The 23,921-nt window shown below is 62.9% G+C and carries 23 protein-coding genes and 1 tRNA gene; 9 read left to right on the plus strand and 15 right to left on the minus strand.

The window, feature by feature from the left end; translation table 11 throughout:
• Nucleotides 1–42 precede the first annotated feature (42 nt).
• The 9 genes from KVT37_RS06500 to KVT37_RS06540 all read right to left on the minus strand — a co-directional run bounded on the left by KVT37_RS06500 (nt 43) and on the right by KVT37_RS06540 (nt 9,229).
• Nucleotides 43–480 carry a hypothetical protein gene (locus KVT37_RS06500; RefSeq protein ID WP_217570763.1) on the minus strand — a complete coding sequence of 146 codons (438 nt, stop codon included), beginning with the start codon at nt 478–480 and terminating at the stop codon, nt 43–45.
• A gap of 327 nt (nt 481–807) precedes the next feature.
• On the minus strand, nt 808–1,875 hold the full coding sequence (locus KVT37_RS06505; protein ID WP_217570765.1) for a BMP family ABC transporter substrate-binding protein: 1,068 nt from the start codon (nt 1,873–1,875) through the stop codon (nt 808–810).
• 51 nt (nt 1,876–1,926) lie between these two features.
• A complete protein-coding gene (locus KVT37_RS06510) occupies nt 1,927–2,847 on the minus strand; it encodes an ABC transporter permease (protein WP_217570767.1) in 921 nt (306 codons plus the stop codon).
• Complete coding sequence (locus KVT37_RS06515; RefSeq protein WP_217570769.1) at nt 2,847–3,971, minus strand: ABC transporter permease; 1,125 nt, start codon at nt 3,969–3,971, stop codon at nt 2,847–2,849. The genes KVT37_RS06510 and KVT37_RS06515 overlap by 1 nt, the downstream gene beginning before the upstream one ends.
• Entirely contained in the window at nt 3,968–5,545 is a 1,578-nt protein-coding gene (locus tag KVT37_RS06520) for an ABC transporter ATP-binding protein (protein WP_217570771.1), read from the minus strand. The genes KVT37_RS06515 and KVT37_RS06520 overlap by 4 nt, the downstream gene beginning before the upstream one ends.
• Before the next feature lie 271 nt (nt 5,546–5,816).
• Entirely contained in the window at nt 5,817–6,794 is a 978-nt protein-coding gene (locus KVT37_RS06525) for a quinone oxidoreductase (RefSeq protein ID WP_217570773.1), read from the minus strand.
• Between the two features lie 102 nt (nt 6,795–6,896).
• Nucleotides 6,897–7,715 carry a phosphatidylcholine synthase gene (pcsA, locus tag KVT37_RS06530; protein WP_308642582.1) on the minus strand — a complete coding sequence of 273 codons (819 nt, stop codon included), beginning with the start codon at nt 7,713–7,715 and terminating at the stop codon, nt 6,897–6,899.
• Nucleotides 7,712–8,326, minus strand: coding sequence for a DUF1326 domain-containing protein (locus tag KVT37_RS06535; protein WP_217570774.1), 615 nt, complete (start codon nt 8,324–8,326; stop codon nt 7,712–7,714). Before KVT37_RS06535 ends, pcsA begins: the two co-directional genes overlap by 4 nt.
• A 12-nt stretch (nt 8,327–8,338) precedes the next feature.
• Nucleotides 8,339–9,229 (minus strand): DUF2182 domain-containing protein, encoded by an 891-nt coding sequence (locus KVT37_RS06540; RefSeq protein WP_217570941.1) that lies wholly within the window; start codon nt 9,227–9,229, stop codon nt 8,339–8,341.
• Nucleotides 9,230–9,330: 101 nt separating this feature from the next.
• Here KVT37_RS06540 and KVT37_RS06545 point away from each other — a divergent pair, with 101 nt between their 5' ends.
• Together KVT37_RS06545 and hspQ are read left to right on the plus strand one after the other, a co-directional pair.
• Complete coding sequence (locus tag KVT37_RS06545; RefSeq protein ID WP_217570776.1) at nt 9,331–10,542, plus strand: UbiH/UbiF family hydroxylase; 1,212 nt, start codon at nt 9,331–9,333, stop codon at nt 10,540–10,542.
• 209 nt (nt 10,543–10,751) lie between these two features.
• Nucleotides 10,752–11,075: a heat shock protein HspQ gene (gene hspQ, locus KVT37_RS06550; protein ID WP_217570778.1), complete on the plus strand. Its 324-nt coding sequence runs from the start codon at nt 10,752–10,754 to the stop codon at nt 11,073–11,075.
• Between the two features lie 98 nt (nt 11,076–11,173).
• On the opposite strand, the gene KVT37_RS06555 is transcribed toward hspQ, so the two are convergent.
• Nucleotides 11,174–11,794, minus strand: a complete 621-nt coding sequence (locus tag KVT37_RS06555) for an invasion associated locus B family protein (protein WP_217570780.1) — start codon at nt 11,792–11,794, stop codon at nt 11,174–11,176.
• 294 nt (nt 11,795–12,088) lie between these two features.
• Here KVT37_RS06555 and KVT37_RS06560 point away from each other — a divergent pair, with 294 nt between their 5' ends.
• Nucleotides 12,089–13,909, plus strand: a complete 1,821-nt coding sequence (locus KVT37_RS06560) for an extracellular solute-binding protein (protein WP_217570782.1) — start codon at nt 12,089–12,091, stop codon at nt 13,907–13,909.
• Nucleotides 13,910–13,947: 38 nt separating this feature from the next.
• Nucleotides 13,948–14,631: a DsbA family oxidoreductase gene (locus KVT37_RS06565; protein WP_217570784.1), complete on the plus strand. Its 684-nt coding sequence runs from the start codon at nt 13,948–13,950 to the stop codon at nt 14,629–14,631.
• Nucleotides 14,632–14,668: 37 nt separating this feature from the next.
• On the opposite strand, the gene KVT37_RS06570 is transcribed toward KVT37_RS06565, so the two are convergent.
• Nucleotides 14,669–15,103: a hypothetical protein gene (locus tag KVT37_RS06570; RefSeq protein WP_217570786.1), complete on the minus strand. Its 435-nt coding sequence runs from the start codon at nt 15,101–15,103 to the stop codon at nt 14,669–14,671.
• A 157-nt stretch (nt 15,104–15,260) separates the two neighbouring features.
• Between KVT37_RS06570 and KVT37_RS06575 the strand changes: the two genes are divergently transcribed.
• The 3 genes from KVT37_RS06575 (at nt 15,261) to mgtE (ending at nt 19,650) form a co-directional block, all read left to right on the plus strand.
• A complete protein-coding gene (locus KVT37_RS06575) occupies nt 15,261–15,755 on the plus strand; it encodes a DUF6252 family protein (RefSeq protein ID WP_217570788.1) in 495 nt (164 codons plus the stop codon).
• A 357-nt stretch (nt 15,756–16,112) separates the two neighbouring features.
• The gene (locus tag KVT37_RS06580) at nt 16,113–18,005 is read left to right on the plus strand and encodes an ABC transporter ATP-binding protein/permease (RefSeq protein WP_217570790.1); all 1,893 of its coding nucleotides are present in this window, start codon (nt 16,113–16,115) and stop codon (nt 18,003–18,005) included.
• A gap of 280 nt (nt 18,006–18,285) precedes the next feature.
• On the plus strand, nt 18,286–19,650 hold the full coding sequence (mgtE, locus tag KVT37_RS06585) for a magnesium transporter (protein ID WP_217570792.1): 1,365 nt from the start codon (nt 18,286–18,288) through the stop codon (nt 19,648–19,650).
• Nucleotides 19,651–19,701: 51 nt separating this feature from the next.
• Here mgtE and gor read toward each other — a convergent pair whose 3' ends face one another.
• From gor to rpiA, 3 genes are all read right to left on the minus strand, one after another.
• Nucleotides 19,702–21,090 carry a glutathione-disulfide reductase gene (gor, locus tag KVT37_RS06590; RefSeq protein ID WP_217570794.1) on the minus strand — a complete coding sequence of 463 codons (1,389 nt, stop codon included), beginning with the start codon at nt 21,088–21,090 and terminating at the stop codon, nt 19,702–19,704.
• Nucleotides 21,091–21,209: 119 nt separating this feature from the next.
• Complete coding sequence (locus tag KVT37_RS06595) at nt 21,210–21,827, minus strand: DUF2059 domain-containing protein (protein WP_217570796.1); 618 nt, start codon at nt 21,825–21,827, stop codon at nt 21,210–21,212.
• Nucleotides 21,814–22,545, minus strand: coding sequence for a ribose-5-phosphate isomerase RpiA (gene rpiA / locus KVT37_RS06600; protein WP_217570798.1), 732 nt, complete (start codon nt 22,543–22,545; stop codon nt 21,814–21,816). Before rpiA ends, KVT37_RS06595 begins: the two co-directional genes overlap by 14 nt.
• Before the next feature lie 159 nt (nt 22,546–22,704).
• Here rpiA and KVT37_RS06605 point away from each other — a divergent pair, with 159 nt between their 5' ends.
• On the plus strand, nt 22,705–23,385 hold the full coding sequence (locus KVT37_RS06605; RefSeq protein WP_217570800.1) for a phosphoglycolate phosphatase: 681 nt from the start codon (nt 22,705–22,707) through the stop codon (nt 23,383–23,385).
• Between the two features lie 127 nt (nt 23,386–23,512).
• Nucleotides 23,513–23,587, plus strand: a tRNA-Val gene (locus tag KVT37_RS06610).
• Nucleotides 23,588–23,676: 89 nt separating this feature from the next.
• Here the strand turns inward: KVT37_RS06610 and KVT37_RS06615 are convergent.
• On the minus strand, nt 23,677–23,847 hold the full coding sequence (locus KVT37_RS06615) for a hypothetical protein (RefSeq protein WP_181164840.1): 171 nt from the start codon (nt 23,845–23,847) through the stop codon (nt 23,677–23,679).
• Between the last annotated feature and the right edge of the window lie 74 nt (nt 23,848–23,921).

Below are 23,921 nucleotides of genomic sequence, written 5' to 3' on the forward strand. Positions count from 1 at the left end.
CTTTGGTTCTTTTTGACAGCCTTCGGCTTCGGCAGCGCCTCGTCAGAACTTCACCGCTTCGATTGCTGACAACGAACGGTCGATGACCTGATCGAGGGTCTCGTCGAGGCGCGTGCCCGTTTCGACCGCCGACAGCCGAGCGGCAAACCCAAGATGGTAGTCGACGAACCACTCCGGGCGCGGCTCCGGCTCAGGCGGAAACGGTCCCCACCACGGCGGCAGCTTCGGGATCTTCGGCCGCGTGGGGCACCAGTCGTCGAGATCGCTCACCAGCGCCTTCATGTCGAGCCCGCCTCGCTCGGCCACCCACAAGTAGCGGACAAATTCCTCGGCCACCGCGGCGCCCAGTTCATGCGGTGGCAGCGGTTGCGGATTGAGTGCGACCCGCGCAAGCACACCCTGTGGCCCGCGCGGGATGACGTCGTAGATGGCGGGAAAGCGTTTCCCGATGATTGCCAGAAGCTTCTTATTCAACTGCATAAGACCCCCTTCTGCAGGCGCTCTGTCACGCCAGCTGGTTTCGTCTAAGTTGCGCAATCAGCATGGAAGTAGAGGGCGTCGGCGTATGTGAAAGCGGTTACGGAAACTGCAAGTATATTGCATTGGCTTCGCAAACGCGCCGAATTCTTAAAATATGAAGCGAAGTTGATCTTAAATACTCGATACGCAAGGTCGTCGAACGATCTTTAGCCGACTGGCAAAAGCCAGGTCCAGCTCCCGTCCAGCGCGCAAAAGTCTGCCAATCGATCTTGCAAACGAAAGAGGGCGCCACGAGGCGCCCTCTCCGGTCCGAAACGTCGTCGCCGCTTATTGCGGCAGCTTGTCGTCGATGCCCTTGACGTAGAAATTCATGCCGAGCAGCGTGCCGTCGTCGGCGACTTCGCCGTCCTTCAGCCACGGCGAGCCGTCCTGCTTGGACACCGGGCCGGTGAAGGGGTTCCAGCCGCCGGCGATCTTCTTCGAGGTGGCTTCCGCCATCGCCTTCACGTCGTCGGGCATGTTGGTGAAGGGCGCGAGCTTGACCGCGCCGTCCTTGATGCCGAGCCAGACATTGTCCGGCTTCCAGCTGCCGTCCAGCGCGGCCTGGACGCGGCTGATATAGTACGGGCCCCATTCGTCGGTCAGCGAAGTCAGCTGCGCGTTCGGCGCGAACTTGATCATATCGGACGACTGGCCGAAGCCGTGCAGCTTGCGCTCCTCAGCCACCTGCAGCGCGGCGGTCGAGTCGGTGTGCTGGACGATGATGTCGGCGCCCTGGTCGAACAGCGCCTTGGCGGCGTCGGCTTCCTTGCCCGGATCGAACCAGGAATTCACCCACACGATCTTCACCTTGAAGTCGGGATTGACCGACTGCGCGCCGAGGATGAAGGAATTGATGCCCATCACCACTTCCGGGATCGGGAAGGAGACGATGTAGCCGGCGAGGCCCTTCTTCGATTCCTTTGCCGCGATCTGGCCGAGCACGTAGCGGCCCTCATAGAAGCGGGCGTTGTAGATGCCGAGATTGTCGCCGGTCTTGAAGCCGGTGGCATGCTCGAACATCACCTTGGGGAACTTCTTGGCGACCTTCACTTCGGCGTCCATGAAGCCGAAGGAGGTGCCGAAGATGATCTTGCACTTCTCGCGCGCGAGACGCTCGAAGGCGCGGTCGGCGTCGGGGCCTTCCGACACGTTTTCGAGATAAGCGGTCTCGACTTTGTCGCCGAGCGCCTTCTCGACCTCGAGGCGACCCTGGTCGTGCTGATAGGAATAGCCGAAATCGCCGATCGGGCCTGTATAGACCCAGCAGGCCTTGAGCTTGCCGGCTGCCTCGGCGGTCGCCGCCAGCGACAGGGCCGCGGCTGTGGTCATCAACGCAATAAGCAGTTTTTTCATTGTGTTACCTCTCTGAGTTAAGCCTTGGAGCTTCCCGTCTTTTTGTTGTCGTCAACGATCCGGAACGAATGGCTGCCCCAACGAAGCCGGCGTGTTCATCATCGTTAGCCGCTTGTTGCGCGAGATTAGAACGAGAACCACGATGGTTGCCAGATAGGGCAGTGAAGAAAGAAACTGCGACGGCACCGGAATGCCAAAAGCCTGTGCATGAAGCTGGCCGATCCACACCGCGCCGAAGATATAGGCGCCGGCCAGCACCCGCCACGGGCGCCAGGAGGCGAACACCACCAGCGCCAGCGCGATCCAGCCGCGCCCCGCGCTCATGTTCTCGACCCATTGCGGCGTGTAGACCAGTGACAGATGTCCGCCGGCAAGACCGGCGCAAGCGCCGCCGAACATCACGGCGAGATAGCGGTAGCGGATGACCTTGATGCCGAGCGCGTGCGCGGATGTGTGGCTGTCGCCGATCGAGCGCAGCGTCAAGCCGGTGCGCGTCTTGAACAGGAACCACATGACGGCCGCGGTCAGCGCGATCGAGATGTAGAAGACCGGATCCTGGCCGAAGATCAGCTTGCCCACCACCGGGATCGAGCTCAGTCCGGGGATTTCGAGATTGGGCAGTCTGACGCCCGGCTGGCCGACGAAGCTGGTGCCGATCATGCCCGAGAGGCCGAGGCCGAGCAGCGTCAGCGACAGGCCGGTCGCCACCTGGTTGGTCGCAAGCGACAGCGTCATGACGGCAAAGAGCAGCGAGAACAGCGCCCCGACGATGATTGCGGCAAGCAGGCCGATCCAAGGCGACCCGGTGAGGTAGCCGGCGCCGAAGCCGCCGACTGCGCCCATGATCATCATGCCCTCGACGCCCAGATTGAGCACGCCGGAGCGCTCGACCACAAGCTCGCCGATCGCCGCGATCAAAAGCGGCGTCGCCGCGGTCGCGATGGTCAAAAGGATGTTGACGGTGATGTCCATCAGCGGGCCTCCCCGAGCTTGGGCGCTGCTTCGAGTTTCGCCGTGCCCTTCGTCAGCGCCATGCCGATCAGGCGAATGCGGTAGTGGATGAGCGTGTCGCAGCCGAGCACGAAGAACAGAAGCATGCCCTGGAAGACGCGCGCAACCTTGTCGGAAATGCCGAGCGCGCTCTGCACCGCCTCGCCGCCGAGATAGGTCAGCGCCAGCACGAGACCCGCGGCGACGATGCCCAGCGGATTGAGCCTGCCGAGGAAGGCGACGATGATGGCGGTGAAGCCGTAGCCGGGCGAGATCACCGGCTGCAACTGGCCGATGGCGCCGGACACTTCCGAAATGCCCGCCAGGCCGGCCAGCGCGCCGGACAGAAGGAAGGTGAAGAACACCATCCTGTTGAAGCCGAAGCCGGCGAAGCGCCCTGCCCGTGGGCTGGAACCCAGCACGCGCACTTCAAAACCTTTCAGCATGCGGCTCATCATCAGCCAGATCGCGACGGCGGCAACCAGCGCGAACACGAAGCCCCAATTGGCGCGGCCGGCATCGGGCATCAGCTGAGGCAGCACCGCCCAGTCGCCGAACTGGATAGTCTGCGGAAAACCGTGGCCCTGCGGATCGCGCCACGGGCCGCGCACCAGCCAATCGAGGAAGAGCTGCGCGACATAGACCAGCATCAGGCTGGTGAGGATTTCGTTGGTGCTGAAGCGCGTCTTCAAAAACGCCGGGATCGATGCGTAGAAGGCGCCGCCGACCATGCCAAGCAACAGCATCAGCGGGATCACCAGTGGGCCTTCGAATTGCGGGAACAGCACTGGGATGATCGAGCCGAAGATCGCGCCGAAAATGAACTGGCCCTCGGCGCCGATATTCCAGATATTGGCCTTGTAGCAGACCGACAGGCCGACCGCGATCAGGATGAGGGGCGCCGCCTTGATGGCCAGCTCGTGCAATTGCCAGACTTCGCTGATCGGCTGGATGAAATAGATGTTGAATGCATCCAGCGGATTGACGCCGAGCAATGCGAACATGATGGCGCCGGCAATGATCGTCAACGCGAAGGCGATGAAGGGCGACAGCATGGAGAACAGCGCCGAGCGCTGCGGGCGTTTGACCAGTTCGATGCGCATCATGCCACCTCCATTCCGTGTTCGGCGTGGCCCGGCTCGGCGCCGCCCATCAACAGGCCGATCTTCTCGAAAGTCGCCTCGGCGATCGGCAGCGGTTTCGACAGTTCGCCATTGTGCATGACGGCGATCGCGTCCGACAGTTCGAACAATTCATCGAGGTCCTGGCTGATGACCAGCACCGCGGAACCGCTGCGGGCAAGCTCGATCAGCGCCTGGCGGATATGCGCGGCAGCGCCGGCGTCGACGCCCCAGGTCGGCTGGTTGACGATCATGACGCTCGGCTTGCGGTCGAGCTCGCGGCCGACGATGAATTTCTGCAAATTGCCGCCAGACAGCGCGGCCGCCTCCGGATCGGGGGCGCTCTTGCGCACGTCCATGGCCGTGATGATGCGCTGGGCGGCGCTGTAGACGGAGCCGTTCTTGACCATACCGCCCGAGCCGACGAAAGCCTTGCCGTCGGTGGCGTGGCGCGAGAGCAGCAGGTTCTCCGAGAGCTTCATGCGCGGCGCCGCGCCGTGGCCGAGGCGCTCTTCCGGCACGAAGGCAGCCCCCATCAGGCGCCGTCCGGTAATGGAGATTGCGCCGGCATCCTTGCCACGGATGCGCACGGAACCGGCATCCTGCTGCAGCACCTCGCCGGAGACGGATTCGAAGAACTCGCCCTGGCCGTTGCCGGCAACACCGGCAATGCCGATCACTTCGCCGGCGCGCACGGTGAGGTTGATGTTCTTGAGCGGGATGGCGAAGGGCGTCGCCGGCTTGCGGCTGAGGCCGCGGATCTCCAGCAGCGCCGGCGCTGTCTCGATGCCTTCCGCCGGCGCGCGCACCACAGCCTTCACCTCGCTGCCGACCATCATGCGGGCAAGCGACGCGGCCGTCTCCTCACGCGGATTGCAATGGCCGACAACCTTGCCGTGGCGCAGCACGGTGGCGCGGTCGCAGATGCGCTTGACCTCTTCCAGCCGGTGCGAAATGTAGAGGATCGATTTGCCTTCCGAGCGCAGCCGTTCCAGCGTTTCGAACAGCTTGTCGGCTTCCTGCGGCGTCAGCACCGAGGTCGGCTCGTCGAGGATGATGAGCTGCGGCGTCTGCAGGAGGCAGCGGATGATCTCGATGCGCTGGCGTTCGCCGACGGAGAGGTCGCCGACCAGCGAGTCCGGATCGAGCGGCAGGCCATAGCTGAAGGACAGCGCCCTCGCCTTTGCGGCAATGGTGCTGATCGGCGAGCCGTCATTGAGCGAAAGCGCGATGTTCTCGGCAGCCGTCAGCGCCTCGAACAGCGAGAAGTGCTGGAACACCATGCCGATGCCCAGCTTCTTGGCCACGCCCGGGCTGGTGATCTTGACCGGCTTGCCGTCCCAGAAGATCTCGCCCGAATTCGGCTCGAGCGATCCGAACAGCATCTTGACCAGCGTCGACTTGCCGGCGCCGTTTTCGCCGAGCAACGCATGGATTTCGCCTTTGGCGATATTGAGATCGATGTGATCGCACGCCGTCAGCGTGCCAAAAATCTTCGTAAGGCCACGAACCTCAAGCAGGTTCGCCCTGTCATGATTTGCACTCACAGTGCCTCCCATCCAGTATCCCGGATATGTTCTGTGTTCCCGAGGTCATGGTATGCGCGGCCGGCTCCCGTCGGAAAGCGGCACCCAACTTGAAAGAGCTTCAAGAATTCCAGCGGAAACTCAAGGGCTAAGATAGACCTCTTGAGAATGACGGCAAATCCGCAGCGCTTTTCAGGCTTGCCGTGCCTCCGGGCACGGCAAGCCGCTGAAAAACAAGGCAAGCCGGCTTGAGCATGATGCCGAAAAGTGTGAAGCGGCTTTTGGGCGACATCATGCTCCAGGTTTAAGGAATGAGGACGGTCGTTCCGGTTGTCTTGCGGGCTTCGAGATCCGCCTGCGCCTTCGCCGCGTCCTTCAGCGCATAGCGCTGGTTGATCATGATCTTCACGGCGCCGCTCCTGACCACGTCGAAAAGCGCTTCCGCCGACTTCACCATGTCCTCCCGCCTGGCGTTGTAGACGAAGAGCGTCGGGCGCGTGGCAAACAGCGAGCCTTTCTGCGCCAGGATCGACATGGAGAAAGGCGGGATCGGCCCGGAAGACTGGCCGAAGCTGGCGAAGGTGCCGAGCGGCCGCAGGCAGTCAAGCGACGCGGGAAAGGTGTCCGCGCCGACCGAGTCGTAGACGACATCGCATTTGCGGCCCTGCGTCAGGGCCGAAACCGCGGCGACGAAATCCTGTTCCTTGTAGTTGATGACATGGTCGAAGCCATGCGCCCTCGCGAGCTCGATCTTGTCCTTGGAGCTCGCGGTGCCGATCACCGTCGCGCCGAGATGCTTCGCCCATTGGCCGAGGATGAGGCCGACGCCGCCTGCCGCCGCATGGTAGAGGATCGTGTCGCCGGCTTTCACTGGAAAGGTGCGGCGCAGGAGATATTCGGCCGTCATGCCTTTCAGCATCATTGCTGCGGCCTGCTCGTCACTGATGCCGTCAGGCACTTTCACCACACGGTCGGCGGCGATCACCCGTTGCTCGCTATAGGCGCCGACATTGACCGCGTAGGCAACGCGATCGCCCGGCTTCAGCCAGTCGACGCCGGCGCCCAGCGCCAGCACCACGCCGGCCGCCTCGCCGCCCGGGATCAGCGGAAAGCCGCCGGGCGGCGGATAAAGCCCGGAACGGTGGTAGACGTCGATGAAGTTGAGGCCGATCGCCGTGTGCCGGATGAGGATCTGTCCTTCGCCCGGCTGGCCGGGATCGGCATCCTCGTAGGTCAGCACTTCGGGGCCGCCATGGGCGTGGATGCGGATTGCCTTGGACATCGCTCGACTCTCTTGGGTTGGGAGCATGATCCAGACCGACCATGCGCCGATAAACAGCTAGGTCAGAATGGCGATTCAACCAACTCTTATCCTGATCCAGGCTCAGGACTTCCTGGCGCCCAGCTTGGGAAACATCTGCATGATGCCCCCGATGCTGGCGAGATAGAGGCCCGTGATCGTGATGCCGATCTTGGTGAAGTCGCTGACCTGCTCGCCGAGCACGCCGATCTTGTCGTAGAAGGCGGCAAGTGCTGCCTGCGCCAGCGCCAGCGCGCCGAAGGCGCACCACAAAAGCGTCATACCGAGATTGACCGGCCGCAACCTCACCACACGCACCGGATGGATGAAATTGATCGGCACGAAGGTCAAAATGCCGGCAACCACCACCACGGCGAAAGACACCCATTGCCCCGGCTCGATGACGAACAGCGTGAACACCACCATGTTCCAGACGACCGGGAACCCTTTGAAGAAGTTCTCCTTCGTCTTCATGCCCGTGTCGGCGTAATAGATCGCGCTGGAGACGACGATGATGGCCGCCGACAAGAAGGACAGGTTTTCGCCCATGAAGCCGCGCTGATAGAGCGCGAAGGCCGGGATGAGCACGTAGGTGACATAGTCGATGATGTTGTCGAGCAACTCCCCCGACCATGTCGGCAGGATTTCCTTGACCTCGAGCTTGCGGGCGATCGGCCCGTCGATGCCGTCGACGAACAATGCCAGCCCCAACCACCAGAACATCGAGGTCCAGCGCTCTTCGCTCGCCGCCACCAGTGACAGGAAGGCCAGGAACGAACCCGACGCTGTAAGCAGATGCACCGAAAAAGCGCGCGCCTGCGGCCACGTCACCTTTTTCTTCGGCAACGGAAGCCGCTCCGCTATCTTCTTGGCCGCTTTGCGGGCCGCTGTGTTCTTGCTCACGGTCCCCGCCAGTCCAGCTTGCAGATCTCGGCCGAGCGGCCGGCGAAATTCCAGTTGCGGCCGAAGGCGCGCATCTTGCTCTTGTCGGACTTCGCCACGATGATTTCCGGCGCGATCCAATATTCGGAATTGGTGATCACCGTATCCTTCTCGCGGTCCTTGCCGGGAACCGGCGTCACCGCGCCGTCGATAATCCGCGGTATCTGGAAGACGCGCGTCTTGTCGCGCGTCTCATAGGTGATCGGCACCTGCTCGGCGCCCAGGAACTTCCCGACGAGGATCGACAGGAGCGAGGTGGTGCCGCCGGCCTTGCCGGTGAAGATCTTGGTCAGCGCCTTGACCGCATAGACCGAGGCGCGCTTGTCGATGAACAGGCCGGCGGTCCAGTTGCCGCGGCTCATATAGCCGGGGATTTCCATGATCAGGCCGAGATTGAGGCCCGAAAGGTCGACCTCGCCGAAATGGCCGGCATCGATACGGAAGCCCGCCCAGGTCTGGCAGTAGCCTTCCGTCGGCGGATGGCTGCCGAGCGACAGCACACAGGGACAGAAAACCGTGCAATTGCAGGAGAGTACCAGCTCCCCTTTCATCGCCCAGCTTTGGTCGGTCATCGAACTCTCCCCTTACGCCGAAACTAATAGCAGGGCAGCCGCCCACACAAGCAGTATCGCACCGGCAACCCGGCTGGCCACCCTGCCGGTGGTCTGTTTCTCGATCAGGGTGAACAGGCCGATCAGCGCCATCCAGAAGACGTTCATTGCGCCGACGGCAAACATCACCAGCATCAGCGCCCAGCAGCAACCGAGGCACCAGACACCCTGCTCCAGCCCTAAACGGAAGATGCGGCCCGGTTTCGCGCTCCAATTGGCGAACAGGATCGAGAACGGGTTGCGGCATTTCTCCAGGCATGCCTGTTTCAGGCCGCTGAATTGATAGAGGCCGGCGACGAGCAGACCGGCGGCGGCGGCAAGCCCGATGGCGGGATCAAGCAGCCGGCCGGAACCGGCAAAGGCGTAGACCGCGAGCGTCAGCACGGTGAAAGCGGCGGATGCGCCGAGCCATGTGGTGAGGTATCCGGCGACGAGCACCAGCGGATGAACGACCGGCTCGCCCTTGAACCTCGCCGTGTCGGCGATTTCGCAATAGGTGCGGATCAACGGCGCCGCCGACGGCAGCATCGTCGCCACGGCCATCAGGAACCACATCAGCACGAGCGCCGGCGCTTGCAGGCCGGTTGAGCCGGCCAGCGGCGCCGGCGCAAGGCAAAGCGCGAAGAACCGGTCCAGGAAATCCGGTAGCGGCAGGCTCGGCAAATTCTTCAGCAGCATATCGCCGGGAGCCCCGACAAGCCGGCTTTCAGCGCCGCGGATCGCCATTGCGCCGAGAAGGACCCAGGCAAAGGCGATGCCGATCCCGATCGTCAGCATCACAGCGAGGCGCGGACTGCGCGCCACGCCCGCCGTGGCGCGGCCGGCGCGGTCGAGATGGCTGAAATCGTGCTGCTCGCCGCTCATGGCCATCGAATGGGCTGAATCGCCGCGTTGATCAAGCCGGCCGGTCTGACCTATATCCACATAAAGGCCCGACGGGTCGCCTCTCATCGTGGAAGCCTGGCGTGGAGCACAACGAAAAAGCCCGCATCCTGGTTGCCGGCAGCGGCCCGGCGGGCCTGATCGCCGCGCTCGGCTTCGCAGAGGCCGGCTTTGATGTGACGCTGGTCGGCCCGGATGCCAACAGCGCCGACGGCCGCACCACGGCGCTCATGAATCCGGCCCTGAAAGTCCTGGATCGGCTGGGCATACTTGCCGAACTGAAGCCGCAGGCGGCGGCGCTCAAGGTGATGCGCATCGTCGACGCCACCCGGCGACTGATCCGCAGCCCGACCGTCACCTTTCGCGCCAGCGAGATCAGCGAGGAACAGTTCGGGCTCAACCTGCCGAACAAGGTTCTTGTCCCGATCCTCGCCAGGGCCGTTTCAGCTCACGGTGGCATCCAATGGCTGAAATCCATCGTCGAATCGTGGCGGCTTGACGCCGATCAGGCCCATGCAAGGCTGGCCGACGGCAGCGAAGTCTCCGCGTCCCTGGCGGTCGCCGCAGACGGGCGCCTGTCTCCGGCACGGGAAGCCGCCGGTATTCGCGCCTCGGCGCGGCCTTATCCGCAATCGGCGCTCGTTCTCAATTTCGGCCATCGCAGCGAGCACGGCTTCGTTTCGACCGAATTCCACACCGAGACGGGACCGTTCACGCAGGTGCCGCTGCCAGGCAAGCGTTCGAGCCTTGTCTGGGTGGTGAAACCGGAAACGGCACAGGAGCTTGCGGCGCTCGACGACGCAACCTTGTCGGCGCGTGTCGAGGAGCAGATGCAGTCGATGCTCGGCCGGGTCACGGTCGAGCCCGGCCGCCAAGTCTATCCTTTGTCCGCGGCCTCGCCCGGCCGCTTCGCGCAAAACCGCGTCGCGCTCGTCGGCGAGGCGGCGCATGTGTTTCCGCCGATCGGGGCGCAAGGCCTCAACCTCGGCATCAGGGATATCGACGAACTGATTGGAATCGCCTCCGAAAACCGAGACGATCCCGGGGCGCGCAAGGCGCTCGCCGCCTATGACACCAGGCGCAGGCCCGATATATGGGCACGCAGCGGCGCGGTGAACCTGCTCAACATGTCGCTGCTGTCCGACATGCTGCCGGCCCAGCTGGCGCGCAGCGCCGGCCTCAATGCGCTGGGCAGCTTCGCGCCATTGCGCGCCTTCTTCATGCGCGAGGGATTGCGGCCAGGCAGCGGTTTTCGTGCCATTACCGGCGGCCTGCGCAAACCGGCTGGGCATTAGAGTTCACACACTGCGTCTTCCACGCCGCTGCGAAACCTTACGCGCGGCGCATCCGTGACTTGCGGCATGGGTCGCGGCATTGAATTGAGGCGGCACCTGCGCCAAATAGGCAACAGCCCGAAAGTCGGGGTCGATTTTTGTCGGCGTAACGCGTAATTTCAAGGTGTTAGGGGCGCTTTGCTTAGCAAGGACGCCCGATGGTGAGTGCGATGAAAACGGCCAAGTTCTCGATCGGGCAAGTGGTTCGCCATCGGCTCTTTCCGTTCCGTGGCGTGATCTTCGACGTCGATCCCGAATTCGCCAACACCGAGGAGTGGTACGAAGCTATTCCCGCCGACGTGCGTCCGCGCAAGGACCAGCCTTTCTACCATCTTCTCGCGGAGAATTCGGAGACCGAATACATCGCCTACGTGTCCGAGCAGAATCTGCTCGAGGACCAGTCGGGCGAACCGGTGCGGCATCCGCAGATCGGCGAGATGTTCGACAAGCTGCCGGACGGCCGATACGAGCCGAAGCGCCAGTCGAAGCACTGAGGGCAAACCCAGCGCGAACCGGTGGCCCATATGGCGGCGACAACAAAAAAGCGGGGCGAATTGCCCCGCTTTTTGTTTTCCGGACGGCGCTTGCGCGATCAGTTCGCGGTCTTGGCCTTGTCCTGCTCGTCCTTGAGCTTCTTGGCGAAGTCCTGGTTGTTCTTGGCGACGAAGTCCTGCAGCTTCTTCTGCCGGTCCTCGATGTCCGACTGCTGCAGCGGCGGGCCGTCATAGGCGCCGCTGAAGCCGCTGAGCGCGATCTTGATCGGGTTCGGCTGGTTCTGGAAGTTGATCGACGTGAGCGTGATCCCCTGCCCCTTCTTGAAGGAGGCGATGAGCTGGTCGCTCAGCGGCACTTCCGCCACGCAGCGATCCGGGAAACAGATCACATAGTCGAGCTTCTGCGCCTTGCCGGCATCGATCTGCAGCGCAATGCCCGGGGGCACGAGGCGGCCGGTCGGAACCGTGACCTGGAAGACCTTTCGGTTCACCTTGCCCTTGAGCTCGATCAGGCTGACGCCGGTGACGAGCTGGCCGTTGCCTGCGGTGACGATGTTCTGCACGTTGCAGATGTCGACGTCTTCCTGCTTGGTGCAGGCCTTGAACCAGCCCTGAGGAATCTGCGGCTGCTGCTGAGCCGAGGCGGTGAAAAGCCCGGCGCCCAGAACGCCGACCACGCCTGCGGCCAGCACCGAAAGGCGGTACGCGTTGATCGTCATATGGTGCACTTTCCTCTCAAATGATCCGGGGACCGGCTTCTTCGTGCCGTGTGGTCCAGCTACCTGTTGCCCAAATGAGGCAACAGGATGACTTCGGAGCGCGTGTTACACTGCCAGCGGCGCCGAATCCAGCCCGGTTTCCGCGATTTCTTCGTGGTTTCGTGTCTCCAGGGTGAGCCTCGATTGACGATGCGCCGGTCGAACCCGATTCCCATTGGCGCGCCGATTCAATCGGGGGACGAAATGCTCTAGGGTGCATGGCGAATCACAAACCCGCCCGGCTAGGAGACGGTCATGGACCGCGTTCTCGTTCGGCTGATCGCCGCGACCTCGTTTCTGGCTCTCTCGCTCCTTCCGGCGCAGTCGGAGCCGAAGCACGGCATAGCCATGCAAGGCGAGCCGGCGCTGCCGCCCGATTATCAGCATTTCGACTACGTCAATCCCGATGCGCCGAAAGGCGGAAGCGTCACCTACTGCGTCGTCGGCTCCTTCGACAACCTCAATCCGTTCATCCTGAAAAGCCTTCGCACCACCGCGCGCGGCATGATCGACACCGTTTACGGCAATCTCGTCTTCGAGCCGCTGATGCAGCGCAATTACGACGAGCCTTTCAGCCTTTACGGACTGCTGGCTGACAGCGCCGACATGGATCCCGAGCGCAAGAGCATCGAGTTTCACCTCAACCCCAACGCAAAATGGTCGGATGGCCAGCCGGTGACGCCGGAGGACGTGCTGTTCACCTATGACGTCTTCGCCGACAAGGGCCGACCGCCCTACAGCGACCGCATGAGCATGATCGCCAAGCTGGAAAAGACCGGCGACCACAGCGTGAAATTCACCTTCAACGACAAGGCCAATCGCGAATTCCCGCTGATCGTTGCGCTGACGCCTATCGTCCCGAAGCATGCCTTCGACAAGGATACGTTCGACAAGACCACGCTGAAGCCGCTGATCGGCAGCGGGCCCTACACCGTGGACAAGGTGCAGCCGGGCCAGCGCATCGTCTTCAAGCGCAATGCGGATTACTGGGGCAAGGAGGTGCCCTCGAAGCGCGGCTTCGACAATTTCGATCAGATCACCGTCGAGTATTTCCTCAACGCCAATGCCAAGACGGAGGCGTTCAAGAAGGGTATCTGCGCCCTCGACGACGAGAGCGATCCGGTCAAGCGCGAGCGCGACATCGACTTTCCGGCCTTCCGCAGGGGCGATGTCAAGGAAGAGTATTTCAACACCGGCATCCCCCCGGTGGTGACGGGCTTCCTGTTCAACACCAGGCTGCCGAAATTCGCCAACCCCGTCGCGCGGCGCGCGCTCGGCATGCTCTATGACTTCGAATGGGCGAACAAGAACCTGTTCGGCGGCAAGTTCAACCGCACCATGAGCTATTGGCAGAATTCCGAGCTTTCCGCGCTCGGCCACCCGGCCGGCGATCGCGAAAGGGCGCTGCTTGCTCCCTACCCCGGCCGCGTGCCCGCCGACGTCATGGACGGCACCTGGCGGCCGCCGGTTACCGACGGCTCGGGCCAGGATCGCAAGGTGCTCAAGGCTGCCTTCGAATTGCTGAAGAGCGCGGGCTTTCGCGTGCAGGACGGCAAGATGCTCGATCCGCAAGGAAACCCCTTCGGCTTTGAAATCCTGACCTCATCGCAGGATGAAGAGCGGTTGGCGGCCATCTATCAGCGCACGCTGGAAAAGATCGGCATCGGCGTCGGCATCCGCATCCTCGACGGCGACCAGATCCAGTCGCGCAAGCAGCGTTACGACTTCGAAGTGCTGATCGGCACCAGCGGCTTCAGCAACTCGTTGTCGCCCGGCAGCGAGCAGCTCGGCCGCTGGGGATCTGCGGCCGCGAAGGCGGAAGGGTCGTTCAATCTCGCCGGCGTTGCCGATCCGGCGATCGACTCGGCGATCGACGCGATGCTGAACGCCCGCATCAAGGAAGACTATGTCGCCGCGGTTCGCGTGCTCGACCGGCTGCTGATCTCGGGCAACTATATCGTGCCGATGCAATACAACACACAGCAGTGGCTGGCCTACTGGAGCTATCTGGAACATCCGCAAAAGACTCCCATATTCGGTTATCAGCTGCCGACCTGGTGGCGGAAGCCCAACTGACACAAATCCCGACAGACGCAATCAACAAGGAGACGAGCATGAGCGCCGAGAACTCCATCACCGTCGATGTGGTGTCCGATGTCGTCTGTCCCTGGTGCTTCATCGGCCAGAAGCGGCTGGACAAGGCGATTGCCTCCGCAAACGACATCGCGGTGCATGTGCGGTGGCGGCCCTTCCAGCTCGATCCGACCATCCCGGCGGGCGGCATGGATCGTCGTCAGTACATGCTCGGCAAGTTCGGCAGCGAGGAGCGCATCCACCAGATCCATGCGCGCATCGAACCACTCGGCGAAGCCGAGGGAATCCATTTTGCCTTTGGCGCCATCAAGGTCGCGCCAAACACGCTCGACGCGCACCGGGTCATCCGCTGGGCGGGCGCCGCCGGCGAGGATGTGCAGAACCGGCTGGTGCGCCGCCTCTTCCAGCTGAATTTCGAGGAGGGTGTGAACATCGGCGACCACGCCGTGCTGGCAAAGGCAGCCGGTGAGGCCGGCATGGATGCATCGGTGGTCGAGACGCTGCTGCCGACCGACGCCGACGTCGAGGCCGTCCGCAACGAGATCGCCACCGCCTCGCGCATGGGCATCACCGGCGTGCCCTGCTTCCTGCTTGAAGGCAAATACGCCGTGATGGGCGCGCAGGATGCCGGCACACTTACCGACGCCATTCGTCAGGTCGCTCAGGCCAAGGCGCGCGGCGAACTGGAAACCGCCGCGGGCTGAGCGTCGCTTCCGCGCAGTTCCGCTTGGAATTGCGCTTCTACTTCGCGGTCACCTTGGCCTTGCTCAGGAAGAAGCCGTGGCCATTGCTGCCCGTGCAGCTCAGTCCCTTCGTCGACGACTGGCAGGAAAATGGCCCCTTGCTCCAGCTGTTGCCGTAGCCAAGCTTGGTCACGTCGCTGCAACAACCCTGCTCGCCGGGATTCTTGATCAGTGTCGCCGGGCCCTTGGGACCTAGTATCACCGTGACGTAGCTCGGTTCGACGCGTGAGCAGGAAAGCTCCGGCCCGCCGTCTCGCGGCTGGTAGGTACTGGTACCGCCCTTTGGCGTATAGATGCAGCCGATATTGCCGGACGGCGTGTTGAACTCGATCTGGCCTTCCGCGCTTGCCGGAATGCTCTGGCTGCCGGCATGCGCCGCCGACAGACAGATGAAAACAGTGAACGACGCGGCAGCAATTATCCGTGCAGGCATGTCATCCCCCTTCGACATCAACCATCGCTGGGCAGGTTCGACCCGGCAGACGGCGTTGTCAAATCCTGTCCGCCGTCAAAACACGATCTGGTGAATCGCCTGGAACATGGCGTTGAGCTAGAATCCGTAAGGGTTTGGCTGATTTGAGGGGGACCGTATGTCGGTCAGGCATCGCGCATTGCTGCTGCTATCCTTGCCTTTTGCCCTGGGGCTGCCGCTGGCATTGCAGCGCGTGTCCGCCGAGGAAGCCGTCATGTCGGCGACCATCGAAGGCAAACCATGGACGGCGTCTTTCACCCTGGCCCAGACGATGCAGATGGCCGGCAAGCCGATGCTGAACCTGTCGGGAACCGAACAGGGCTCGCCGACCATGACCTTCAATTCGATGCTGGTGCTGAAGGATCCGAACGACCTTGCCGGCAGCTATCCGCTCAAGGCCGGATCCGCGAACAGCGCCAACTTCAACATTCTCGATTCCGGCGCCATGGTCGGCCATGTCCGTTTCGCCAGCGGTGAGATCGTCATCGACAAATACAACGCCGCCGCAAAGACCATCTCCGGTCATTTCAGCGCCGCTGGAAAAGACGAATCGGGCAAGTCCGAAGAGCTGATCGACGGTAAATTTTCGGGCATTCCGGTCACCGCGCAGTAGCCATTTCGGCAAATCGGCACCTGTTTTTCGTTCACATCCCCGTGTTTTTTGCTTCCCTAAGGGAAACTCGCCGTCGGCTGGCTCAATTGCCCTTAACGCTCTGGAATAAAAGCCGAAATCAGCGCAATCGACGGCCCTTCGGCACAGGATTTCTGTTGCCCTCGTGCCACGGCGGGTAACCCTGTTCACATTCTCAGGCAGAAAATTAATGGAAAATGATCAATTGGTGTTACCCTGTGTAACAAAACTAAGAAAGGTTTGGGCGGGATCGTGATTGGCGTCGGTAGACCGCGACGTAGAGTACCGGAGCAAACATCCAACGAGGCAAAGACCTCGTCGCTGACGCCGGTATCGTCGATGCGTACATTCTGGGGGTTGATGCGAGCCTACTGGTTTTCGGACCGGTGGAAGGAAGCCTGGACCCTCACCCTGGTCATCGCGCTGCTGACCGCTCTTTCGAGCAAGGCGGGCGTTTGGTTTGCCGTGGCTGCGGGCGAACTGGGCAATTCGATCGCTTTCCTGCACGATGCGGCCAACACCCATCCGCTGCAGACCATCCTGACCAATGCAGGCATACTGGTGCTGCTGGTGGTATTGAAGGACGCCGGCTTCACCGGCGTGCGCAATCTCGTCTCGACGACTTTGCATCGCAAATGGCGCGGCTGGCTGAACAACCAGTTCAATCAGGCCCTGCTCGACGGCAACCATACCCATTTCCACGCCCAGCATGGTTCGGTGGCCGGCGGCATCGTCGCCCCCGATAATATCGACCAGCGCATCCAGGAATCGATCAAGGACATGACGGGCGGCGCCATCGGGCTTGCCATGGGCGTGCTTGGCGTGGCGACTTCACTCTATTTCATCGGCGAAAACCTGATCGGGTCCTCGGTCGAGGTCAAGGGCCTGGAATTCCTGGGCGGCTACGGCACCGCGGTGCTGGCTTTCCTTGCAGTCGCTGTTTACGTGCCGCTGAACACCTGGATCGCGGTCAAGCTCGGGCGCCTGCTCGAGCGGCTCAATGTCCGCATGCAGCAGGCGGAGGGCAGCTACCGCAGCGAACTGATTACATTCCTGCGCCGCAGCTTCCACGTTGCCGCCTCGCATGGCGAGGGCGTGCAGAAGTCGATGCATGACAGGCTCTATGTCGATATCGACAAGACTTGGAGCCGGCTCAATGTCGTCAACACCAGCTACACCTCGTTCGAGCTGATCTACAATTTCGTCGGCGCCCGTATCGTTGCCTACGCGCCAGGCCTCTTGTCGTTCATCCACAACCGACTGGACTACAAAGGCTACATCACCGGCTCCGAAATGGTCGCGCAGCTGATCAGCCAATGCTCGTGGTTCATCCATGTCATGCCGGCGATTGCGACGCTTAGAGCCAACAGCCAGCGCGTGACCGAACTCGCCAACGCCATCGAGAACGTCCAGCATCCGCGTGAATTCTATCAGCAGACCGGCCGTTCGGACTTCAGCTACGCCACCCAGAATCCGGTGTTCGGTCTCACCATCCAGAAGCTGGAACTCGCGCACCAGGGCGAGGACGCCACGCCTTTCCTCAGCACCGCTAATTTGCGCTTCCGCCGCGGCGAATGGACCTTCCTCAAGGGCGAGTCCGGCTGCGGCAAGACCTCGCTGATCAAGGCGATCAACGGCCTGTGGCCCTATGGCCGTGGCACCATCGTGTTCCCGGAAGGCGTCACGAGCTTCTATGCCGCGCAGGAGGTCAAGCTGCAGCAGGTCTCGCTGAAGCAGCTCGTTTGCCTGCCGGGCTCCGAGAACGATCACAGCGACACGCAAGTGGCCGCGGCGCTGCACAAGGCCGGTCTCGGCGACTTCATCGAACACCTCGCCGAGGAGAGCCGCGAAGGTAAGATCTGGGACCAGGTGCTTTCGGGTGGCCAGAAGCAGAAGCTGGTGGTCGCGCGCATCATCCTGCAACAGCCCGGGCTTCTCTTCCTCGACGAGGCGACAGGCGCGCTCGACCCTGAAGGCAAGATCGCCTTCCACCAGGCGATCAAGGACAATTGTCCGAACGTCACCGTCATCAGCGTCATGCACGAAGCGGTGCCGCCGCGCTCGCTCTCCGGCGAGGAATTCTACCACAGCGTGGTCGCGATCGCCGACGGCGTCGCCACCAAGAAGCCGATCGCCCCCAGCCTGCCGCGCGAGCTCACCACCATCCTCGCTCAGCCGCCGCGGCCGACCGAGGACAAATGGCTGCGCTTCCGCCGGATGAAGCAGAAATAGCAGTCATACCAAGCCTTTGGCCGGACGCCGTGGCTCCGCTTGGGCGCCTTTCGATCACAGTCTCGCGATCCAGCCTCGCCGCATCCATTTTCGGCGTCCTTCGCGATTGACTCGGCAAAAACCGCACCTATGTTGCGCGCGCTCGCCAAATTCAAACTCGAACCCCGCGAGCAGAAAGGTCAACCCGCCATGCCTGGCGACAGTCACAGTCGAACGCAACCGCCGTCCGCCTTGACGTGACCTGACGGCTCACGTCCTGCCGGACGGCAAGGAGTGAGCCATGAACGAATTCGCACCCGTATTGGACGACGAAGCCATCGCCGTCGCCCGTGTTCTTGCCAACGATCACGTCGCCGACGTCGTCGAAGCCCTCAACCACGAATCCCGTGAGACGGCCATCGAGCTGCTCTGCGCCGTGCCGTTCGAGCGCCTGGTCGAGATCTTCGACCAGCCCGAACTCGAAGCAGCACCCGAGCTCGCGGAAGCCTTGCCGCGGCCGAAGGCGAGCAAGCTCTTGACCGCCATGTCGGTCGACCGCGCGGCCGACATCTTGCGCGAGCTGGACGAACCGGCCCGCTCGGAGCTGCTCGGCGCCTTGGCCCCACCGCTGCGCGCGACGCTGCTTTCGATCCTGGGATATCCGCAGGGCAGCGCCGCCTCGATCATGACGACGGAGTTCGTCAGCGTGCCTTCCGACTGGACCGTCGGTCGCACGCTCGACTACGTACGCAAGGTCGAGCGCACGCGCGAAACCATCTACGCCATCTACATCGTCGATCCCAAGACGCAGCTCCTGCTGCGCGCGACCGGGCTGCGCCGGCTGATCACCGGCAATGCGGAGGATTCGATCCTGTCGGTGGCGCCGGATCGCATGCCAGTGACGGTGACGCCGCTCACCGATCGCGAGACGCTGGCGCAGACCATCTCCAAATACGATCTGCTCGCTGTGCCGGTCGTCGACCATGGCAGGATCCTCGGCATCGTCACCGTCGACGACATCATCGACACGATGATCGAGGAGACGACCGAGGACGTGCATCGCTTCGGCGGCATGGAGGCGCTCGACGAGCCCTATATGAAGATGAGCTTCCTCGCCATGATCCAGAAGCGCGCCGGCTGGCTCTGCGCGCTGTTCCTGAGCGAAATGCTGACCGCCAACGCCATGCAGAGCTATGAGGGCGAACTGGAGAAGGCGATCGTGCTGACGCTGTTCATCCCGTTGATCATGAGCTCCGGCGGCAATTCCGGCTCGCAGGCGACATCGCTCGTCATCCGCGCCCTGGCGCTGCGCGAGATCGGCCTCGGCGACTGGTGGCGGGTGGCATTGCGCGAGTTGCCGACCGGCCTGGTGCTCGGTTCGATCCTCGGCCTCGTCGGCATCTGCCGCATCGCGCTCTGGCAGTATTTCGGCTTCTACGACTACGGTCCGCACTGGATGCTGATCGCGGCGACGGTGGGGGCGGCGCTGATCGGCATCGTCACCTTCGGCTCGCTGTCGGGATCGATGCTGCCCTTCGCGCTGAAGCGCATCGGTTTCGACCCGGCGAGCGCGTCGGCGCCGTTCGTCGCCACGCTGGTCGACGTCACCGGGCTGGTCATCTATTTCTCGGTGGCGCTGGTGATCCTGCGCGGCACGCTGCTTTAGCTGGAAACGTCTTTGGGGTCGTTGGCATCACCAGCGGCCCCAAAGTTACAATCAGACGCGCTCGCCGTTCTTCACGCGATAGGTCGGCTTGTACATCGTCACCAGTTCCTCGGCCGCGGTCGGATGCACGGCCATGGTGCGGTCGAAATCATCCTTGGTCAGCCCTGCCTTCAGCGGGATGCCGAGAAGCTGCGCCATCTCACCGGCATCCGGTCCCAGGATATGGGCGCCGAGCACCTTCCTCGTCGAGCCGTCGACCACCAGCTTCATCAGCATCTCCTCGTCGCGGCCGGACAGCGTGTGCCGCATCGGGCGGAAGGATGCGCGGTAGATCTCGACGTCGGAGAAGCGCTTGATCGCGTCGTCTTCCGACAGGCCGACGGTGCCGATCTCCGGCTGTGAGAACACCGCCGTCGGAATGGTGTCGTGGTCCGGCGCGGTCGGGTTGTTCTTGAAGGCGGTCTCGATGAAGCACATCGCCTCGTGGATCGCGACCGGCGTCAGTTGCACACGATGCGTGACGTCGCCGATCGCCCAGATGTTGTCGAGATTGGTGCGCGAATACTGGTCGACCACGATCGCGCCCGTCTTGCTGAGTTCGATGCCGACGCCCTCCAGGCCCATATTCTCGGTGTTGGGGATACGCCCGATCGCCAGCATCACCTGGTCGACCGTCAGCGTCTGGCCGGAGGACAAGAGCACGTCCAGCCTGCCCTCGGGGGTCTTGCGCACCCACTCCGAAACCGCGGGACAGAGGATCTTGATCCCCTTCTTCTCCATCGTCTCGTGCAGCGAACGGCGCAAATCCATGTCGAAGCGGCTGAGGATCTCCTGACCGCGATAGACCAGCGTGGTATCGACACCCAAACCATGGAAGATGTTGGCGAATTCGACGGCGATGTAGCCGCCGCCCTCGATCATGATCGCCTTCGGCAATTGCTTGAGATCGAAAGCCTCGTTGGAGAAGATGCAGTATTCGTGGCCCGACAGCGCCGGATGCGGCGCCGGCCTGCCGCCGGTGGCGATCAGGATCTGGTCGGCGCTGACGGTGCGGTCCTCGGCTTGCAGATAGATGCTGTGCGGATCGACCAGCACGGCGCGCGAGTGAAAGGCCTCGCCGCCGGCGCCTTCGACATTTTTCTTATAGATCGCCTCGAGCCGCGCGATCTCCTTGTCCTTGCTGGCGACCAGCGTCGGCCAGTCGAACGTCGCCTCGGGCACCGTCCAGCCATAGCCGGCTGCATCGGTGAAATGTTCGGGGAATTGCGAAGCATAGACATAGAGCTTCTTCGGCACGCAGCCGCGGATGACGCAGGTGCCGCCATAGCGGTATTCCTCGGCGATGGCGACGCGCTTGCCGAGCGCCGCGGCCACCCGGGCAGCCCTTACCCCGCCCGAGCCGCCGCCGATGACGAACAGATCATAGTCATAACCGGCCATCGCGATGGGCTCCTGCGGATGAGAAAGACTGGGCACAGGTAGGCTGCAAAACGGCAAAAGAAAAGCCCGGGCAAACCCGGGCTTTGTGGTCCAGCGGCGATCGGCCGATTTAAGGCCGGTCAGTTCGCCGAATTGTCGGCGGGAGCCGAGCCATCGGCCGGAGCCGAGTTGTCAGCCGGGGCCGAATTGTCGGCGGGTGCGGTCGCGTCCGGAGCCGGCGCTGCCGGCGCCGCGGCCTTGGCGGCGGCGGCAAGCGTCTGGCCGACCTGTTGGGCGAGATCGCGGGCAACGCCGTTCTGCCAGATGTCGGCCGCCTTTACGAGGTCGCGCGTCACCGCGGGGCCGCTGTCCAGCAGCTTTTTGCCGGAATCGGAGCTGTAGAAGGCTGCGATATCGTTGAGCTCCTTCTCGGAGAACACCTTGGCGTAGGCGAGTGCTGCCTCCTTTTCGAGGTCGGCGCGCCGCGAGGCCATGCCGATCGCCTTCTCGCTCACGGTCTTGCCGATCAGCTCCTGCATGTCGGGGTTCTTCTGGATCAGCTGCGACTCCAACGCGGCGGCTGCCTGCGGCAGGATGCCGTCGAACGAGTCCGTGGCATGGATCGCGGCGACGGCCGCGCGCGCGGCCTTCAGGTGCGATTCGCTGACATCCTGCGCAAACACCGGTGAGGACAACGCAAGGACGGCCGAGGCCGCCATAAGCATCGAAAGGCGGCGAACTCGTTTATGCAACATCATGGTCGATAGAACTCCCTGGTTTTCGGGCGGCATGGACGGTTTGGATACCGTCGCCGCCGGCGATGATGGCCGTTGACGCCAGCCCGATGAAAAGACCGTGCTCGACGACGCCTGGAATGGCGAAGAGAGCATTCGAAAGCGCTCTTGTATCCGGAATGCGGCCAAAAGATGCATCGAGGATAAAGTGGCCGCCGTCTGTAACAAATGGCTGGCCGCCCGTCATCCTCAATGTAACCGGGCCGGAAAGGCCGAGGCCGGCAGCGGCTGCGCCGATCGCGATCTCGGTCGCGCGCAACCCGAATTTGTTGACCTCGATCGGCAGCGGGAAGCGGCCGAGCGCCTCGACCATCTTGGACTTGTCGGCGATCACGATCATGCGATCGGAGGCCGCTGCAACGATCTTTTCGCGCAGCAGCGCGCCGCCGCCGCCCTTGATCAGGGTCAGATCAGGATCGACCTCGTCGGCGCCGTCGATGGTGAGGTCGAGCTCGGGCGTCTCTTCCAGCGTCGACAGCGGCACGCCGAGCTCGCGGCAAAGTGCGGCGGTGCGTTCCGAGGTCGGCACGCCGATGACCTTGAGGCCGGTTGCGACCTTCTCGGCCAGCAGCCGCACGAACTCTTCAGCCGTGGTGCCGGTGCCGATGCCGAGCCGCATGCCGTCGCCGACATGGGCAAGCGCTGCCCGCGCGGCTTCGACCTTCAACTGCCTTGCATCCATGCGGAGCCTCGATTTCGCCGGTTTCGCGCGCCTCCTAGCATTTTTGCCTGTCCCGTCAAAGGCCATCGAAAGGCTCGGCTGTGGACCGATCGAGGCTTCTTGCTTGAACCCGGCCCAGCCTGTATCGGCTGCGGCAACTCAACCGTTGCAGGACTGCCCATGACCCGCCCGATCATCGTGTTCGACCTCGACGGGACGCTGGTCGACACCGCGCCTGACCTTCTCGACAGCCTCAATCACAGCCTTGCGGCGAGCGATCTCGCCGCCGTCGACGAAGCCGGCTTCAGGCGCTTCGTCGGCCATGGCGGTCGCGTCATGATCGAGCGCGCGCATGCCGCGCAAAACAAGGCACTGGTGGCCGAAGAGCACGATCGGCTGCTGAACCTGTTCCTCGACCACTACACGCTGAACATTCCCGGCAAGTCGCGCCCCTATCCCGGCGTCATCGCCGCGCTCGACCGCTTTCAGGCCGCCGGCTACCTGATGGCGGTCTGCACCAACAAATACGAAGCCAATTCCGTGGCCCTCATCGGCGCTCTAGGCCTGTCGCAATATTTTGCCGCGATCTGCGGCCAGGACACTTTTGCGTTCCGCAAGCCCGACCCGCGCCACCTCACCGAGACGATCCGGCTGGCCGGCGGCGATCCGGAAAGCGCTTTGATGGTCGGCGATTCGCAGACCGACATCGACACCGCCAAGGCGGCCGGCATTCCGGTGGTCGCGGTCGATTTCGGTTACACCGACCGCCATGTGCGCGAATTCGAGCCGACCCTGGTGATCTCGCATTTCGACACGCTGACGCCGGACCTCGCCGAGCGGCTGATCGCGGCGGCGCGCTGAGCCGGCGCCAAATCGCGCCGACAGAAAATCTGCGAAATCAAACGCGGAATAACCTCGGCACATCGCCTTGACTTCGCGCACCCGCCTACCTTATATCGCGGCTCGCTTCGGCCTTCGGGCCCAAGGCGGGCGATTAGCTCAGCGGGAGAGCACACCCTTCACACGGGTGGGGTCGCAGGTTCAATCCCTGCATCGCCCACCATCCAACTTCCTGAATATGTTGGATGATCCAGCCGCCCAAGCACTGAAGCATCGCTGCATATGTGGTTGAGCACAGACGCAAACCGCGTGCTAAATCAGCCCCCGTCTCACATTCATGCGCGTCACCGCCGTCACCAGGATGGCCCCAGTCATGAAATAGAGCGTGGCGATGATGTGGCCTTGGTGGAAGTGCAGCCCGGCAAACAAAAGGGCCGTGACCACGGCAAGGAAGGCGATGACGCGCGAGAATGCATCGGGCATGGGGCGACCTTGTGCAATGTGTTGACCGGCCGCCCTCATTCAGCCGATCGCTGCATAGATCGGTTTCCGATTTT

Source organism: Mesorhizobium sp. GbtcB19 (assembly GCF_019091085.1).
Taxonomy (GTDB): domain Bacteria; phylum Pseudomonadota; class Alphaproteobacteria; order Rhizobiales; family Rhizobiaceae; genus Mesorhizobium.